Source organism: Flavobacterium olei (assembly GCF_039749035.1).
Classification (GTDB): domain Bacteria; phylum Bacteroidota; class Bacteroidia; order Flavobacteriales; family Flavobacteriaceae; genus Flavobacterium; species Flavobacterium olei.
In genome coordinates, this window is sequence record NZ_JBDKWC010000005.1 from 532,787 (window position 1) to 549,893 (window position 17,107).

Sequence of the window (17,107 nt, forward strand, 5' to 3'; positions counted from 1 at the left end):
AAATCTGCAATCTAAAATCTAAAATTATTTTAAGAAAACTGAATTGTAATCACGTCACGATAATTCAATCCCAGCAAGCTATTGGCAGAACCAACTTTTGAAGGGTTGCTTCTAAAAATGGCAATTTCAAGAAATCCGGCTTCATTAAAAATAGCCAGTTTCTCGCCTTCATATGTTTTGATTGGATATTTGTCTGATGTTGCAATTGCAGAATAGCTCGGCAGAATTGTTTTGATGCTTTTTGGCTTCATCACAATTTCGTAGGGACGTCCTTTTGCAGCGTCCAGAAATTGCTGTTTCGAAATATTGGTCACTATATTTCCAAAATGGTCAATGTAAATAACATACCCTTTTAACGAATTGCCGTCGTTTGAGACTACTGCCTGCAATTCTGTAGCTTCTTTTAAAGCCGGAATTTCCTTTCCGATAACATTCAGTAAACCACCTTTAGAAAGATGTGATGCAACCTGAATAAAAATATCCATATCCGTATATTCAATCGGGAAACGATCGTGAATATTAATGGCAACAATTTTCTGCGGAACGATCTTCTGCGTAAGCATACTAAGAATACCATTATCGGCACAAATAAAGTAATGATCATTCCATTGCATTGCAATGTGCTGATTTTCTTTATTACGTTCAATGTCCACACCAATTAAGTGAACAGTACCTTTTGGAAAGCTTAAATAAGAGGCACCAATAATATAACTTGCTTCTGCAGTATTAAAGGGATCAATGTCATGAGTTATATCAATGATCTGAGCTTCTGAGTTTTCAGAAAGTATTTTACCCTTCAGCGAGCCCACGAAGTGATCTTTGAGGCCGTAGTCTGTAGTAAGAGTAATTATTGACATCATTTTGTTTATAACTATTGATAGTATTTAAATCTAATTTTCATTAAATTTGAGAAATGCAAAGCTAGTAATAGTAAACACAAATTGAAAGAAAGTAAAGACAATTTGTTTTTTTTAGAACTAACCTGCTGTTACAGAAGTCGTAGTTCTCAGTTTTCGGTCTGTATCATGAAACTGCAACTCCGACAAGAAAAAGAACCCGACAACTCTTAAGATAATAACTGAATTATTTAATTTAAAAACTACTTCATTTGAACGAAAGAATAATCGAGCTAGTAGATATTGCTCCAAAAGAGTTCTGGGGAGCACAGGACAGCCATCTTGAAATAATTAAAAAGTATTACCCGAAGCTTAAAATCGTAGCACGAGGGACAACTTTAAAAGCATTTGGCGAAAAAGAAGTTTTAGACGAATTCGAAAAACGATTTCAAAGATTAATGCTTCATTTTACGCGATACAACAATATAGATGATAATGTGATTGAACGCGTTATTATGGATGGTCAGGAAGAAAAAAGATCTTACGATCATGACAAAATCTTAGTTCATGGTGTAGGAGGTAAGATCATTAAGGCAATGACACCAAATCAGCAGTTGCTGGTCGATACGATTAAAAAGAACGATATGGTCTTTGCTATTGGTCCTGCAGGAACCGGGAAAACCTATACCGGTGTTGCTATGGCGGTTAAAATGCTAAAAGATAAAGAAGTAAAAAGGATCATTCTGACACGTCCTGCGGTTGAAGCCGGGGAAAATCTTGGATTTTTGCCGGGAGATATGAAGGAAAAACTTGATCCTTACATGCAGCCGCTCTACGATGCGCTCCGTGATATGCTTCCAAACGAAAAACTGGAGGATTATATTTTGAAAGGAATTATTCAGATTGCACCACTGGCTTTTATGCGTGGCCGTACTCTTGATAATGCTTTCGTAATCCTTGATGAAGCCCAAAATACCACACATTCACAAATGAAAATGTTTTTGACCCGTATGGGAAAAAACGCCAAGTTTATGATTACTGGTGATCCGGGTCAGGTCGATTTACCGCGACGAACTATTTCGGGTCTGAAAGAAGCTATTCTGGTTCTTAAAGATATCGACGGTATCGGAATTATATATCTTGATGATAAAGATATCGTGCGTCACCGATTGGTTAAAAAAGTTATCGATGCTTACAAGCAAATTGAAAATCACGATTAATTTTATTGTGAAAGATTAAAATGATTTTATAATCTGTATAAAACAAAGATATTCGTTTTATGTTTTTCTTATCGAAATGCGTAAAACGGATATTTTTTTTGACTCTGAAATGCTATTGAAAACGATCAAATCTTAGTTTCTTTCCAATTTTTGTCATTCCGAGGGACGAGGAATCTCTGTAAGCAGCTCGACAAAGATTGTAGATTTCCGGTTGAAGCTTCTTATATAAGTCCTTAATTCGTCAGGATGGCAAAAACGGGTTGTTTTGTCAGAAATGACAAGATTGTGGGCAATTATTGATATTATTTATTTAATGAAATAGTTAAATAAATAATAAACTTGCCTTATTTCCTGATTTCACAGCTTTCAGACTTTGGTCTTCCACGCTTATAATTGTAAATTTGCGATATAATTATTTGATTATTAATATGACAAAACTTAAAAATATAAAAGTTGTAGTAAGCGATCTTGATGGAACGTTGCTCAACCCACAGCACAGAATATCAGATTATACAAAATCCATTTTTCAGGAACTTCACAATCAGGGCTATCTAATTGTTATAGCGACAGGACGTCATCATCTTGATGCTATGGCGATTATTGAAAAACTCGAAATTCCTGTTTATCTGGTAAGTTCAAACGGAGCCAGGGTTCATTCACCGGAAAGAGAGCAGCTATTTGCTTTTAATCTTAACAGCGATGTAGTGAAAGCGGCGTTGAACGTTGAAATTGATCCTGAAATTACAGTAGTTTTATTTAAAGAAAATGTTTGGCAGACCAACAAATGGAATGAAAAACTAAATTCTTTCCAGGAAGAATTAAAGTATCGCCCTGAATTGGTAGATTATAAAAGTCTGGAAGATTTCGGAGCCATTAAAATTTTCTTCTCTTGTCCGGATCACGAAAAATTGGTTAAACTAAAAGATGCAATTTTAGAAAATTCATCAGAGCATTTACATCATGCTTTCAGTTTGCCAACCTGTCTGGAATTTATGGATAAATCTATAGATAAAGCTGTGGCAATTGAGACCATTTTAGAAAGAGAGGGTTTTACACTGGCAGAAGCGGTTTCGTTTGGTGATGGTTTTAATGATGTGCAAATGTTATCTTCTTCAGGAAAAGGACTTATTATGGGCAATGCTCCGGATATTTTAAAAGAAGAACTGCCTGATTTGGAAGTAATTAAAACCAATGCAGAAGACGGAGTAGCAAAATATATTGCTTCTAAAATTCTGGACAAGGAATTTGCCGCTGGTTAATATTTACGAAATATGACATATAGGATCCCTTATTGTTTACTGAGGGATTTTTTTATTCCTTTAAATTAAATTTCATTGCGAAACTCAGTGAAATAATTTTAAATTTGCATACATAAAAAACAACACCACTAGAATAATGAGCAATACAATTACAACCACAAATTTTAATTTCCCAAATCAGAAATCAGTTTACCGCGGAAAAGTCAGAGAAGTTTATAATATAAATGATGAACTTTTAGTGATGGTGGCGACAGACAGACTTTCTGCTTTTGATGTTGTTTTGCCAAAGGGAATTCCATACAAAGGGCAGATTTTAAATCAGATTGCTACAAAATTTATGGAATTAACACAGGATATTGTACCAAACTGGTTGATTGCAACTCCCGATCCAAATGTTGCTGTTGGACACTTATGCGAGCCTTTTAAAGTAGAAATGGTGATTCGCGGTTATCTTTCGGGACATGCGGCACGTGAATATGCTGCTGGAAGAAAACAAATTTGCGGAGTTACAATGGCTGAAGGTTTAAAAGAAAACGATAAATTTCCCGAGCCAATTATTACGCCAACTACAAAAGCAGATAATGGTTCTCATGACGAAGATATTTCACGTGAAGACATTTTGGCTAAAGGAATTGTTTCAGAAGAAGATTATTTGATTTTAGAAAAATATACCCGTGCCTTATTTCAAAGAGGAACTGAAATTGCTGCTTCCCGCGGATTAATTTTAGTAGATACCAAATATGAATTTGGAAAAACAAAAGAAGGTGTTATTGTTTTAATTGATGAAATTCATACACCGGATTCTTCCCGTTATTTCTATGCTGACGGTTATGCGGAAAGACAGAAAAACGGAGAGGAACAAAAACAATTATCAAAAGAATTTGTTCGCCGATGGTTGATTGAAAACGGATTTCAGGGTCAGGAAGGACAAGCAATTCCAGATATGACAGAAGAATATATTGAATCTGTTTCTGAAAGATATATTGAATTATATGAAAATATTTTAGGCGAAAAATTTGTGAAAGCTGATATTGACAATATTGACCAACGTATTGATAAAAACGTACTAGAATATCTTTCTTCAAAATAGTAATTTTCGGGTTTAAAAACTAACTATTTTAAACCATGAATTTATTGAAAAATAAAAATGCCTTGCTCTTTATATTTATAATGGCAGGGCATTTTCTTTTTGCGCAAATTGATAAAAATGCGACAGAAGAAACTAAAAACCTCTACAAAAATTTAAAAACTCTTTCTATAAGAAATATTCTTTTCGGACATCAGCATGCGTTGGAATATGGTCACGGATGGAAAAACGAACCGGGAAAATCAGATGTAAAATTGGTAACTGGTTCGCATCCTGCAATTGTTGGAATTGATTTTAGTGATTTTTCGGGTCAATCGCCAGTACAAATTGAAAAAGCAAAAGCGGCTTTAAGAAAAAATGTGGTGGATACTTATGAAAGAGGCGGCATTACAACAGTTTCGTGGCATTTTAACAATCCGGCTTCAGAGGGCGGATTTTACTGGAAAGAAGGAATTTCCGCTGCTTCGATGGCATTAATAAAACCAGGCGGTTCTCATCACGAGCAATACAAGGTAATTTTAAAAACAATTGCCGATTTTGCACATTCTGTAAAAGCAAAAGACGGGACGCTTTCCCCAATGATTTTCAGACCCTTTCACGAATTTGACGGAGATTGGTTCTGGTGGGGGAAAAACCATACTTCGCGTGAAGATTTTATTGCGGTCTGGCAGTTTACCATTTCCTATTTAAAAGATAATTTAGGCGTTCACAATTTTATTTATGCCTTTTCTCCGGATAACAAATTTAATTCTACAGCAGAATATTTAGAACGTTATCCCGGCGATGAGTATGTCGATATGTTCGGAATGGATGATTACGCCGATTTTGGACGTGACGGAAAATACGACTTGGATTCAGGTTTTAAAAAATTAAAAATAATTTCTGATTTAGGAATAAAAAAGAAAAAACTGGCCGCTTTTACCGAAACGGGTTTGGAATCTATTCCTAATCCAGGATGGTGGACAGAAGTTTTATTGAAAACTTTAAAATCTGATGATCTGCATTTGGCATATGTCTTGGTCTGGAGAAATGATGCAACAAGTGCCACGCATTATTACGCACCGTTTCCCGGACAAGTAAGTGCAGCTGATTTTATAGATTTCTATAACAATCCATTTACATTATTTGAAAAGGATCTTAAAAATATTTACAATAGCAAGTTTAAAATATAATTAATTAATAGAAATTTAAAAGGCGCAATTCGGTTTATCTGAATTGCGCTTTTTTATTTTTTTTCAAAATGATGCAACCTATTTCATTTTTTAGTCGTCTAACTGTTAATCATCATCAATCAATTAAACAACAATCATCATGAAAAAAGCAGTAATTATTTTAGGATCAGTTTTTATTTTTACAACACAGGCGAAAGCTTCAAATTTCAATTTTCCAGCAGAAAATCAGATCGAGCATTCAATTTATGGTAAATCGCCTTTTCATCTCGCCATCAGTAAAGGTGATATTGAAGCGGTAAAGAAATTTGTATTGTACGGTGTCAATATTAATAAAATGGTCAATAATATGACGCCTTTAATGGTCGCGGCACGATTTAATCAATTTGAAATTATGCAGATTTTGGTTGTGAACGGAGCAGATGCTTCAATTGAGAATTCTCAGGGCTTTACGGCTTTGCAATATGCAGAATACAGTAACGCAACGAAATGTATAACCTTTCTGGAAACATCAAAGCAAAAACGTAAAGGTTAATTCAAATTAAAAATAAAAAAGCAATTCAATTTATCGAATTGCTTTTTTTACTTTGAAACGGAGTAAAATTAGGAAAATAAGAATTTGATTAAGAGGCGTTTGAAAATTTTATTATAATTTTTTATGTTAAAGTGTAACATTTCTCATTTACTAACGTCTATTAGTTAAGTACTATAAAAGTGGTATAACATAAAATTTAAATTTGTAACCTATTTATTAAGAGAATGTTAAGAATTAGTTAAAACATAGTACTTTGTAATACATAATACATGAAATATAAATACATTTACATAGAAATTAAAAATCATCAAATCAATCAATTTAACAATCAATCAACATGAAAAAATCAGTAATTTATTTAGGACTTGCCATAGTAGCATTTGGAAATGTTTCAATGGCTTCAAATCACAAACTTCCTGTGAAAAACCAAGTTGAAATCTCAACTTATTTTGCATCACCATTAAACGTTGCAGTTAGTAAGGGAGACATCGAAATCGTGAAAAAATTTATTGAGTATGGGGCTGACGTAAATCAAATGTCAGACGACATGACTCCTTTAATGATTGCCGCGAGATATAATAAAGTTGAAATTATTAAATTTTTATTGGCGAATGGTGCAGTAGCGACAATCAAAAATGAAAAAAATTATACAGCTTTAAAATATGCGCAATTGTCTAATGCAAATGAAGCTATCGCGATTCTAAAAGATCTTAAATAAAATTAAAAAGTTTTGAGTTAGTATTAAAATGACCTTTCTGAGCAAAAGGTCATTTTTTTTGCATTATAATTTTTATGTTTTATGTCAATTATTAAAATCAAAAAAGCACCATTACAAGAATGATGCTTCTCTTTTTTAAATCCCAACAATTGGTTTAAAACTAATTATTTTTATTCTATCGGAAGATGCTTTTTTCTGTTGAATATCCAGAACAGAATAGGGAATACCAACAACGTTAAAATTGTAGCTGTTACCAGACCACCAATAATTACAATAGCAAGTGGTTTTTGAGATTCTGACCCAATTCCCGTAGAAATTGCAGCCGGCATTAATCCGATCGAAGCCATTAACGCGGTCATAACCACAGCTCTAGTTCTGGCTTTAACTCCCATGAAAATGGATTCTTCAAGCGAGAATTTCGCTTTAAGATTATGATGAAATTCCGATATCAGAATAACTCCATTTTGAATACAAATTCCTAAAAGAGCAATAAAACCTACTCCGGCAGAAATTCCAAAATTCATCCCTGTAAGATGCAAGGCAATAATACCGCCAATGATAGCAAAGGGAACGTTGGCCAAAACAAGCAGCGAATCCTTAAAGTTTCCGAACAATATAAATAAGAGCACAAAAATTCCAATTAAACTGATCGGTACAACTTGTGCAAGACGCGCACTGGCACGCACCTGATTTTCAAATTCTCCTGTCCATCCGGTTGTATAGCCTGCAGGAAGTTTTAATTTATTAACTTTTGCCTGAGCTTCTGCAATTGTACTCCCTAAATCACGATCGCGAACAGAGAATTTAACACCAATAAAACGTTTTGTATTATCTCTGTAAATAAATGCGGGACCTGTAATCGTCTTAATGTCGCAGATTTCTTTTAAAGGAATTTTAATTCCGCTGATGGTTGGAACTTTAATTTCTTCTAAGTCTTTTTCATCTTTTCTGTATTCTTTCGAAAATCGCACACGTACATCAAATTTCTTTTCGTCTTCATATTTTTCTGTTGCTGTTTTTCCGCCAAAAGCCAATTCTAAAACGGCTTGTGCATCGCTTAATGTAACGCCATACGCAGCCATTTTTTCACGGTCCAAAATTACGCTGATTTCGGGCTGTCCTACGTTTCTTAAAATTCCTGCATCTTTAATTCCGGGTATATCTTTAATTTCCGCTAAAACTTTATTGGCAAGGTCATCCAGTTTGTTGAGATCATCGCCATAAATTTTAACAGCGTTTGAAGCCTTAAATCCAGCCACAGATTCTGCCACATTATCAATTACAGGCTGAGAATAGTTGTACGTAATACCCTGATGAACTTTCAGTTTATTATCCATTTCATTAATCAGATCGTCCATCGAAATTTTGCGTGTCCAGTCGGCTTTTGGCTTTAAATCAACCTGAAGCTGAATAAATCCAAAACCATTGGGGTCGGTTCCGTCATTGCTTCGGCCAGTTTGCGAAAGTACTTTTTTAACTTCAGGAAAACTTTCGAGATCTTTTCTAATCATCGCTGCAGTTTTAACACTTTCAGGCAGAGAAGTACTCATGGGCAGTTCTGCAGTTACCCATAATGCACCTTCATTTAATTGAGGTAAAAATTCAGTCCCAAGAAATCCGGCAGAAAAGAAAACGGCTGCCATAATACCAATAGAGGCAATTAAGGTTTTAACTTTATGTTTAAAAGTCCAGGCAAATCCTTTGGTTACAATTCGGTCCCAAAAATTAACAAACGGGTTGTTTTTCTCTTTTACATTTTTATTTAATAAAAGATGAGAAAGAACCGGAACCAATGTCAGTGTAAAAATAAGTGCCCCTAATAAGGCGAAACCTAAAGTAAACGCCAGTGGAGAGAACATTTTTCCTTCCACTTTCTGAAAAGAGAATATAGGAAGCAACGCCGTAATAATAATCAATTTTGAAAAGAAAATGGCTTTACCCATTTCTGTTCCTGTTTTCTTGATTAAACTTCCTTTTGCAATTTTATTGAAAGCTGTCATTCCTAACTGATGCGCCCGTTGATCCAGCACGACAAACAGTCCTTCGACCATGACGACTGCTCCATCAATGATAATTCCGAAATCGACAGCACCCAAACTCAGCAAATTGGCGCTCATTCCCATCATTTTCAAACATAAAAACGCAAATAATAAGGAAAGCGGAATTACAATCGAAACGGTAAAAGTAGTTCTCCAGTCTGCCATGAATAAAAATACAACGCAGGTCACCAAAATAATACCTTCAAATAAATTGTGCATTACGGTTGTAGTCGTAAAATTCATTAAATTATCACGATCATAAAAGGTCTCTATCTTAATGTCTTTTGGAAGAACGTTATCATTAAGATCTTTAATTTTTTCTTTTATCAAAGCAAGAGTTTCCTGTGGATTCTCGCCTTTACGCATAACGACAATTCCTTCAACAGCATCGTCGTTATTACCAATACCGGTTTGTCCAACTCTTGGCATTGAACTTTCATATACATCGGCAAGATTTTTAACTAGAATTGGATTTCCGCCTGCATCGTCTACAATTATATTTCCAATATCTTCTTTTGACTGTAGCAAACCTACTCCGCGCACCACAAATGCTTGTCCGTTTTTCTCAATTACATCTCCACCCACATTTAAGTTTCCGGAATTTACAGCATTATATACTTGCAAAGGAGTAATGTTGTATTTAGCCAGTTTAATTGGGTCAACACCAATCTCATAAGTTTTGGTCTGACCTCCAAAAACATTTAAATCTGCGACACCGGGAAGGGAACGAAGTTGTTTATCGATTACCCAGTTTTGGTAAGTCAATAATTCCCTGCTGTCTCTGCTGTCACTTTTTACAATATATCTGAAAATTTCTCCTGTAGGTCCGTATGGTGGCTGAACATCTGGTTCTACATCATCCGGAAGGGAAACATTTTTAAGTAAATTATTAACCTGAAAACGCGCAAAAGTATCGTCAACTCCGTCGTCAAAAATGATTTTGATTACAGATAATCCAAACATGGTAATACTGCGGACACTTGTCTTTTTCTGCACAGAATTCATTGCAATTTCAACCGGTTGAGTGACAAAGCGTTCAACCTCTTCGGCACTTTTTCCATTCCATTGGGTAATAATGATAATCTGCGTATTAGTTACGTCTGGAAAAGCGTCGATCGGCATATTTTTGAAAGAAATGAATCCCGCGACAGCCAATAAACCAACCCAAAAGAAGGTAAATGCCTTATTCTTTAATGAAAAAGCAATAATGTTTTTTATGAATTTGTTCATGTCTTAATTGTTTAAAGCACCATAAATAAACAGCTGGTTGTTTGTAATCACTTTTTCATTTTCTTTTAGACCGCTTGATAGGTAAGTAGTGTCGCCAACGACTCTGTAAACCTCTACTTGACGGGTTTCTATATTGTTACGGTCTTTAAATACGACAACAAAATTTTTGCTTTTATCAAACACTATCGCTTTACTCGGTACGGCAATCATTGATTTGTCCTCGTTAAAAGACAATTTTATATTTGCGTTCATGTCCGGTTTAAGCATATAATCGGTATTGCTTAATTTAATTCTGGCCTGCATTGCTTTTGTTTCGGGATCGATTACATTGTAGATTTTATCTACTTTTCCGTTAAATACTTTATCAGGATAACTTAAGGTTGTCACTGCTGCGCTTGTTCCCAGTTTCACTTTGTTAATATCGATTTCATTAATATTAGCCATTGCCCAAACTTCACTGATTTCTGCAATGTCAAATATATTTTCAGACCGGTCATTTCGTAAAAGCATGTCCTGATTGATACTTTTTTGAATAATAAATCCGCTTATTGGGGCAGTGACTTCATAAATTGACCCGGCTTTTATATTGTAGATTTTATACGTCTCCTGAACTTTGCTTAGTTGAGATTGTGCTTTATTAACCTCAGACTTTGCCTGAAGTACATCGCTTTCAGAGTTTAATTTCCCATCAAACAATTCCTGAGCGACTTTCAAATTGTTTTTTGCTACCAGTAAATCGCTTTTAGCATCAATTGATTGTTTTTCAAAATCGGCCACATCTGTACTTTTTATAGTTGCCAGAACTTGTCCTTTTTTAACATAATCTCCAAGTTCTACATTTACTTTCATCACATTTCCGCCCACCAAGGGAAATACATCAATCATTTTATTATTGTCGGCAGTAATTTTTCCGTAAAAACTTAATTCGTTTTTTAATGGCTGAGATTTTGCTTCTGTAGTAGTTGTGGTTTTTAGCATATCGTTGCTCAAAACAAAGGATGTATTGGTTTCCGGATTTTCTACTTCCTTTTTGCAGCTTGCCAGAGACAGACTTGCAATGGCAATTCCTATGAATAGTGTATGTTTCATTTCTTTAAAATTTTAAAATAAATCTTTGTTGATTGTGCTGTTTAATTCTTCCCCTGCGATTACTACTTTTTTCTTCAGTTCATTCAGCTGGATAATAGCCTGGTTGTAGCTTTCCATAAAATCGGTAAATTCTAAAAGACTCACATTCCGTTTTTGAAAATTGGTCAGCATTCCATTGTAAACAGCTTCGAAATCAGAATTTACGGTTGGTTTAATGACACTGTAGTTTTGTCTGGACTCATCCCATTTTGTCCAGGCAGAAGTAATTTCATTTTGAAGTTGTAGGTCAAAATTCTGTTTTTCGATTTTAGATTGTTCCAGAATAGTTTGGGCGTACTTAATATTTCCTTTGTTTTTATTCCACAAAGGCAGCGGAATTCCAACACTAACATTTGCTTCTCTGTTAAAGGCGCCGCTTCTCTGGTCATAATTCGCACCGATGGTAACATCTGGAACAGCAAGGGATTTTTGCCATTTTACATTCAGTTCGTTGGCCTCGATTTCTTTTTGTTTGGCTAAATAATCGGGTCTGTTTGCAAGAGCCTGTTCCTCAAAACTTTTTAAGTCAAAATCGATGATTTTTAGATATTTATTCGAATCCTCTGTGTTTACAATTGGAACCACATTTTCAGTTTCATTTAGCAGCAGCTTTAAATTTGCCTGTTCTTCTATATTATCATTTATAACTTCTAATCTTTCATTCTTAAAATTGAGATATAAGGATTGTAAACGAACGACATCTTTTAAAGGAATATTACCTTTTTGAGCCTGAATAGAATAGGAATTGATTAAGTTTTCAACGTGTGCTAATTGCTTATCTGTGTTTTCGAGATTTTTAGAGTTATAATAAACGGTAAAAAAGCTTTTGCGTAATTGAAACTTTAAGGTTCGAAGAATATCATTAAACTGAAGTTCAGCCAGTTTTACATTAGTTTGCGCCAGTTTTACTTCATTACGTTTTTTGCCTCCTAAGTAAATTAGCTGTTCAATGCCAAAAACTTTCTGACCATCTTTTCCAATGTCAAAAAACTTATCTCTTTCCGGATTATATGCATTCAGCTCTGCAGTTATTGTTGGATTGTCCCAAATTCGGGCCTGAATGGTTAGTGCTTTTGAGGCATCAATATTGTATTGTGAAGCCAGTAAAAAAAGATTCTTTTTTAAGAATTGACTTTCGCAATCCTGAAGAGTGACTGTTTTCTGTGCCATAGCTCCCTGATGGAACAAGATGAGCACCAAGAATGCATATAATTTTTTCATTGTATAAATTTATTTTATGCAAAGATGCGGGCAGCAGACTTTAAGAGACCTTAAAATCGACCTTAAAAATTGCTTAAAATAAAATTATTTATGAAAAGTTATAGAAAATAAATTAATGTTACTTCTTGGAATACTGTAAGTTATGTTAGCGTTATGAAGATTAAGAATTCGGTTTACAATGCGAAGACCTAAACCAAATCCTGTAATTCCTTTGGCATTTTCACCACGCATAAAAGGCTGAAAAAGATTTTGCTGCTCAGTTTCGTTGAGTGTATTTCCTGAGTTAGAAATTGATAAAACCAACAAGCCGTTTACAGTGCTGATTTTAACCTGAGCCTGTTTATTATCAGAATAAATATAGGCGTTTTTTAAAACATTTGTAATGGCAATTTCTAAAAGATTTTTGTTCCCGTTAACTTCCAGAATAAAGTCCAGATCATCGCTTTCTTCCATTTCAAAAATAATAACAAAATCCGGATATGTTTTATTAATTTTTTCAATAGAAGCAAATAAGATTTCATCTATTCGTTGAGTATCCTGCTGATCAGGTCTGCGATTGTCTATTTTTGAAAGAATCAATAATGAATTAATTAATTCGCTCAGATGATTGACATCTGCTAATATAGATGTCAGGAAAGTTTTGTTTTTGGGTTCAATATCCGGATCAGCGATTCCGTTCTCAATTTGTGACGTCATTCTGGAAAGTGGCGTTCTGAGTTCATGAGAAGCATGAGCCGTAAATTCTTTTTGCTTTTGATATGAAATTTCGATTCGGTCCATCATAAAATTAAATTCATCAGCAATCAAATCGATTTCATTTTTGCTGCTGTTAGATTCAATTCGGGTATCCAGATTATTCTCGTTGATATTTTTTATTTTCTGATGGAAAGCATGAAGCGGATTCATTGCCTTTTTAACCATGAATGAAGTTAATAACCAACAAATGCAGGTAAAAAAGATGTAAGATATAATTAAGGTATAACGGAGAAACAATAATTTCTTTTTACCATAATCGTCGGTAGCAGAGATTAAGGCATAAAAATCCTTATCATTTGTATCATAAAACACCCCATAGACTTCATAGTCGCCCTGTTGTTTAAAAAAGGTTTTGTTTTTCTTTAAATACTTTAAGTCATTAACAGACCAGTTAATTTTGGCATCATCAATACTGCTGTAAATTAACTTGTAATTGGAATCAAATACCAAAGTTTTTTCATCATACAATTTATTAATAGAGTTTTGATCGATTATCTTTAAAAGCTGATTGTCAATTTGTTTTACGTTAACCAGTAATTTGATATTAGACAAAGCTTTAATTTCGAGTCTATCACGAAATTCCTCTTTCCGATAATTAGAATATAATACGAATATAACAGTAGAGGCCAAACCAAATAAAATGGTAAACAGCAAACTAACTAAAAGTGATATTCGGTTTTTTAATGTCATTCCTGATCGCTTAGATAATATCCGTAACCAACTTTGGTACGAATAAGTTTTGTCTCATGATCTTTATCGATTTTTTTTCTCAAAAAATTGATATAAACTTCAATTGTATTCTGATTCGTTTCTATGTGATAATCCCAAAGCTGGTCTGCAATATATTGTTTAGATAAAACTTTTCCTTTCGCCTGAGCGAGAATCAATATCAGTTTAAATTCTTTTGGAGTGAGTTTGATCTCTTCTCCCGATCTAAAAACTCTCATATCTTCTTCCAGAATTTCCAGATCATTTATAAGAAGTTTATTTTCCGTTTGCTGTGGAACTTCCTTACGTCTTAAAAGCGATTGTACACGGGCATATAATTCTTCAAAATGAAAAGGTTTTACCAGATAATCATCGGCACCATTGTCAAACGAAGAAAGTTTATCTTCAATCTCGCTAAATGCAGTAAGCATAATAATAGGTGTTTTTTTATCCAGCTTGCGAATATCTTTACAGACCTCAATGCCGTTCATTCCAGGGACATTGATGTCAAGAATGATCAAATCATATTCAGTCGAAAAGTATTTTTTCAGCAATAATGAACCATCATAATAAGGAAAACACTGGAATCCTTTAGAAATAAAGAATGCGGAGATTTCTTTTGATAAAGTAAAATCGTCTTCGAGCAGTAATATTTTCATTCGATTTTTATTTGTAAATCCGGCGAATTAAATTCAGTCCGGATTTACATTAGAATTATTTTATTTAAAATAAGAAAAATTCTCGTTATTTTCAATTTTTAATAAGGTTTCATAAATAAGCTGAATTACATTTTCAACATCGTCTCTGTGTACCATTTCTACAGTTGTATGCATGTATCGCAAAGGAAGCGAAATCAAGGCCGAAGGAACTCCGCCATTGCTGTAAGCAAAAGCATCTGTATCTGTACCGGTCGCGCGGGAAGTGGCATGTCTTTGAAATGGAATTTTCTTTTCTGCAGCAGTATCCACAATTAAATCACGAAGTTTATTTTGGATTGCCGGCGAATAACCAATAACCGGACCTTTACCCATTTTAAGATCGCCTTCTACTTTTTTATCAATCATTGGAGTGGTGGTATCATGACAAACATCTGTCACGATAGCAACATTTGGTTTAATTCTATGGGCAATCATTTCTGCTCCCCGAAGTCCAATCTCTTCCTGAACAGAATTTACAATGTACAATCCAAAAGGAAGTTTCTGTTTATTCTCGTGCAGCAATCTTGCAACTTCAGCGATCATAAAGCCACCCATTCGATTATCAATAGCACGGCAGACAAATTTATTCTCATTTAAGATCATAAATTCATCAGGATAGGTGATCACACATCCAACATGCACACCTAATGCTTCAACCTGCTCTTTATTCTCACAACCCAAATCAATAAAAATATTGCTTAGTTTAGGAATCTCTTCCTTATCTCTTAAACGGGTATGAATTGCCGGCCATCCAAAAACACCCTTTACAATTCCGTTTTTAGTATGAATATTTACTCTCTTCGAAGGAGCAATCTGGTGATCAGAGCCACCATTTCTAATTACATATATTAAACCATCTTCTGTAATGTAATTAACGTACCATGAAATTTCATCAGCATGTCCCTCAATAACAACTTTATACGGAGCATCGGGATTAATAATTCCAACTGCTGTTCCATACGTATCGGTTATAAAAGTATCCACATAAGGTTTTAAATAATCCATCCAAAGTTTTTGGCCTTCGCTTTCGTAACCTGTAGGCGAAGCATTATTTAGATAACTTTCTAAAAAATTAATAGATGCATCGGATAAGGTAAAATCTGTACTCATAAAAATATTTTTGTGCTAAAATAGAAATTTGGTATCAGAGTTGTATATAAATATATAATTTTACATTTAAATTATGATTCAATGAGATTAACCACCTTTATTTTGTTTACCCTGCTTGTTTCTTTCTCAGGTCGTGCTCAGGTAACACCAAAAGAGAACCAGGAAATGGGTTATATACTAACAGAACACGATTCTATCTTAAACGATACCATCCAGTTGCCCGAAATAATTATTTCAAAAGGACAAAAGATGAGTCCCGAAGAATTAAAGCAATTTCAAATTCTTCAAAACAGAGTTTATAAAGTATATCCGTATGCAAAGTTGGCATCAGAAAGATTAACGGCATTAAATAATGGAATGGCGCGTTTAAAAACAAGTCGAGAGAAAAAGAAATATTTCAAAATTGTAGAAGACTACCTTAATAATGAATTCGAAGAAAGATTAAAAAAGCTTTCCAGAAAGCAGGGACAGATTCTTGTAAAGTTGATTCACCGCCAAACGGGAATTACAACATATGAATTGGTAAAAACTCTAAAAAGCGGATTCAAGGCCTTTGTTTCTAACACAACCGCCAATTTATTTGATATAAGTTTAAAGGAAGAATACAAACCGTACGACGTAAATGAAGATTATTTAATAGAAACTATCCTGGTACGTGCCTTTGAGTCTGGTCGTTTAACAAATCAAAAGCCAGCCAATCCGGTTAACTATGATGATTTGTCCAGTAAATGGCAGCAAAGAGCAAAAGAATTAAATAAAAAATAATTCTACTATAATATATAAGTGAACAACCCGACAGTTTGTAAAATGAGTCGGGTTTTTCTTTTATACATATATAAGTATAGTTTATGTCAGGCTTAACATGCCCAAGTTTCGAGAGAAGCCTTTTGTTGCAATATGGGTTTCAGGTCTCTGACCCGTTAGGGAAACTGTTTTGGGAATTCGTTTATGGATAAAACTTTGCGACTTGGCGTCTTTGCGAGATTACAAAGGATAGTATTGACGCTTCTAAAATGTGTTTTTACATTGAAAAAGAAGTTGAATTATTGAAAATACTTAAAATACCAGCTGTGAAAAACCCTCCAAAAATAGGAGAACCGCACAGTAACTCAGAAAAACCGCACAGAGATCCAAAAAAAAGTATCTCTGTAAAAATTACGTTATCAGTGTGTTAGGAAAAAGAATAAATAAACATGGAAAAAATGCAACAAAAAGCCTTGTAAATGTAAATAAAGGTGGTACTTTTGCACCCGAAACAAGCAAAGGCGTTCACTGAAATACTGACAAGAAGAGGGATTAGGTCTTTAGAGATAAAGAAAAAAAAAGATTCCAAAAAGCTTGCGCAGTTAGAAAATGCTTTTTACATTTGCACCCCGCAAAACGCGGAAGTTCA

Annotated in this window: 14 protein-coding genes; 7 read left to right on the forward strand and 7 right to left on the reverse strand. The window is 34.3% G+C overall.

Annotation, left to right across the window (positions count from 1 at the left end; genetic code table 11):
* Window positions 1-29: 29 nt before the first annotated feature.
* Window positions 30-857 (reverse strand): SAM hydrolase/SAM-dependent halogenase family protein, encoded by an 828-nt coding sequence (locus ABEB31_RS15825; RefSeq protein ID WP_347052629.1) that lies wholly within the window; start codon window positions 855-857, stop codon window positions 30-32.
* 251 nt (window positions 858-1,108) lie between these two features.
* On the opposite strand from ABEB31_RS15825, the gene ABEB31_RS15830 reads away from it, so the two are divergent.
* The 6 genes from ABEB31_RS15830 to ABEB31_RS15855 all read left to right on the forward strand — a co-directional run bounded on the left by ABEB31_RS15830 (window position 1,109) and on the right by ABEB31_RS15855 (window position 6,824).
* The gene (locus ABEB31_RS15830) at window positions 1,109-2,056 is read left to right on the forward strand and encodes a PhoH family protein (RefSeq protein ID WP_347052610.1); all 948 of its coding nucleotides are present in this window, start codon (window positions 1,109-1,111) and stop codon (window positions 2,054-2,056) included.
* 428 nt (window positions 2,057-2,484) lie between these two features.
* The gene (locus ABEB31_RS15835) at window positions 2,485-3,315 is read left to right on the forward strand and encodes a Cof-type HAD-IIB family hydrolase (protein ID WP_347052611.1); all 831 of its coding nucleotides are present in this window, start codon (window positions 2,485-2,487) and stop codon (window positions 3,313-3,315) included.
* Between the two features lie 136 nt (window positions 3,316-3,451).
* Window positions 3,452-4,405 carry a phosphoribosylaminoimidazolesuccinocarboxamide synthase gene (locus tag ABEB31_RS15840; protein ID WP_347052612.1) on the forward strand — a complete coding sequence of 318 codons (954 nt, stop codon included), beginning with the start codon at window positions 3,452-3,454 and terminating at the stop codon, window positions 4,403-4,405.
* Window positions 4,406-4,440: 35 nt separating this feature from the next.
* Window positions 4,441-5,574 (forward strand): glycoside hydrolase family 26 protein, encoded by a 1,134-nt coding sequence (locus ABEB31_RS15845; protein WP_347052613.1) that lies wholly within the window; start codon window positions 4,441-4,443, stop codon window positions 5,572-5,574.
* A gap of 139 nt (window positions 5,575-5,713) precedes the next feature.
* Complete coding sequence (locus tag ABEB31_RS15850; protein WP_347052614.1) at window positions 5,714-6,106, forward strand: ankyrin repeat domain-containing protein; 393 nt, start codon at window positions 5,714-5,716, stop codon at window positions 6,104-6,106.
* 337 nt (window positions 6,107-6,443) lie between these two features.
* Window positions 6,444-6,824, forward strand: a complete 381-nt coding sequence (locus tag ABEB31_RS15855; protein WP_347052615.1) for an ankyrin repeat domain-containing protein — start codon at window positions 6,444-6,446, stop codon at window positions 6,822-6,824.
* A 170-nt stretch (window positions 6,825-6,994) separates the two neighbouring features.
* Here the strand turns inward: ABEB31_RS15855 and ABEB31_RS15860 are convergent, their stop codons facing one another.
* The 6 genes from ABEB31_RS15860 to ABEB31_RS15885 form a co-directional block, all read right to left on the reverse strand.
* Window positions 6,995-10,093: an efflux RND transporter permease subunit gene (locus tag ABEB31_RS15860; protein WP_347052616.1), complete on the reverse strand. Its 3,099-nt coding sequence runs from the start codon at window positions 10,091-10,093 to the stop codon at window positions 6,995-6,997.
* A gap of 3 nt (window positions 10,094-10,096) precedes the next feature.
* The gene (locus ABEB31_RS15865; protein WP_347052617.1) at window positions 10,097-11,182 is read right to left on the reverse strand and encodes an efflux RND transporter periplasmic adaptor subunit; all 1,086 of its coding nucleotides are present in this window, start codon (window positions 11,180-11,182) and stop codon (window positions 10,097-10,099) included.
* A 12-nt stretch (window positions 11,183-11,194) separates the two neighbouring features.
* Complete coding sequence (locus ABEB31_RS15870) at window positions 11,195-12,442, reverse strand: TolC family protein (protein ID WP_347052618.1); 1,248 nt, start codon at window positions 12,440-12,442, stop codon at window positions 11,195-11,197.
* Between the two features lie 84 nt (window positions 12,443-12,526).
* Window positions 12,527-13,888 carry a sensor histidine kinase gene (locus tag ABEB31_RS15875; RefSeq protein ID WP_347052619.1) on the reverse strand — a complete coding sequence of 454 codons (1,362 nt, stop codon included), beginning with the start codon at window positions 13,886-13,888 and terminating at the stop codon, window positions 12,527-12,529.
* Entirely contained in the window at window positions 13,885-14,565 is a 681-nt protein-coding gene (locus tag ABEB31_RS15880; protein ID WP_347052621.1) for a response regulator transcription factor, read from the reverse strand. Before ABEB31_RS15880 ends, ABEB31_RS15875 begins: the two co-directional genes overlap by 4 nt.
* A 60-nt stretch (window positions 14,566-14,625) precedes the next feature.
* Window positions 14,626-15,714, reverse strand: coding sequence for a M42 family metallopeptidase (locus tag ABEB31_RS15885; RefSeq protein WP_347052622.1), 1,089 nt, complete (start codon window positions 15,712-15,714; stop codon window positions 14,626-14,628).
* Window positions 15,715-15,795: 81 nt separating this feature from the next.
* On the opposite strand from ABEB31_RS15885, the gene ABEB31_RS15890 reads away from it, so the two are divergent.
* Window positions 15,796-16,479, forward strand: coding sequence for a DUF4294 domain-containing protein (locus tag ABEB31_RS15890; protein ID WP_347052623.1), 684 nt, complete (start codon window positions 15,796-15,798; stop codon window positions 16,477-16,479).
* Window positions 16,480-17,107: the final 628 nt, after the last annotated feature.

Excerpts from the sequence above, each read along its gene's own strand:
- ABEB31_RS15880 (WP_347052621.1), bottom strand. The coding sequence starts at position 14,565 with ATGAAAATATTACTGCTCGAAGACGATTTTACTTTATCAAAAGAAATC.
- ABEB31_RS15840 (WP_347052612.1), top strand. The coding sequence starts at position 3,452 with ATGAGCAATACAATTACAACCACAAATTTTAATTTCCCAAATCAGAAA.
- ABEB31_RS15850 (WP_347052614.1), top strand. The coding sequence starts at position 5,714 with ATGAAAAAAGCAGTAATTATTTTAGGATCAGTTTTTATTTTTACAACA.
- ABEB31_RS15860 (WP_347052616.1), bottom strand. The coding sequence starts at position 10,093 with ATGAACAAATTCATAAAAAACATTATTGCTTTTTCATTAAAGAATAAG.
- ABEB31_RS15845 (WP_347052613.1), top strand. The coding sequence starts at position 4,441 with ATGAATTTATTGAAAAATAAAAATGCCTTGCTCTTTATATTTATAATG.
- ABEB31_RS15825 (WP_347052629.1), bottom strand. The coding sequence starts at position 857 with ATGTCAATAATTACTCTTACTACAGACTACGGCCTCAAAGATCACTTC.
- ABEB31_RS15875 (WP_347052619.1), bottom strand. The coding sequence starts at position 13,888 with ATGACATTAAAAAACCGAATATCACTTTTAGTTAGTTTGCTGTTTACC.
- ABEB31_RS15885 (WP_347052622.1), bottom strand. The coding sequence starts at position 15,714 with ATGAGTACAGATTTTACCTTATCCGATGCATCTATTAATTTTTTAGAA.
- ABEB31_RS15890 (WP_347052623.1), top strand. The coding sequence starts at position 15,796 with ATGAGATTAACCACCTTTATTTTGTTTACCCTGCTTGTTTCTTTCTCA.
- ABEB31_RS15865 (WP_347052617.1), bottom strand. The coding sequence starts at position 11,182 with ATGAAACATACACTATTCATAGGAATTGCCATTGCAAGTCTGTCTCTG.
- ABEB31_RS15855 (WP_347052615.1), top strand. The coding sequence starts at position 6,444 with ATGAAAAAATCAGTAATTTATTTAGGACTTGCCATAGTAGCATTTGGA.
- ABEB31_RS15835 (WP_347052611.1), top strand. The coding sequence starts at position 2,485 with ATGACAAAACTTAAAAATATAAAAGTTGTAGTAAGCGATCTTGATGGA.
- ABEB31_RS15870 (WP_347052618.1), bottom strand. The coding sequence starts at position 12,442 with ATGAAAAAATTATATGCATTCTTGGTGCTCATCTTGTTCCATCAGGGA.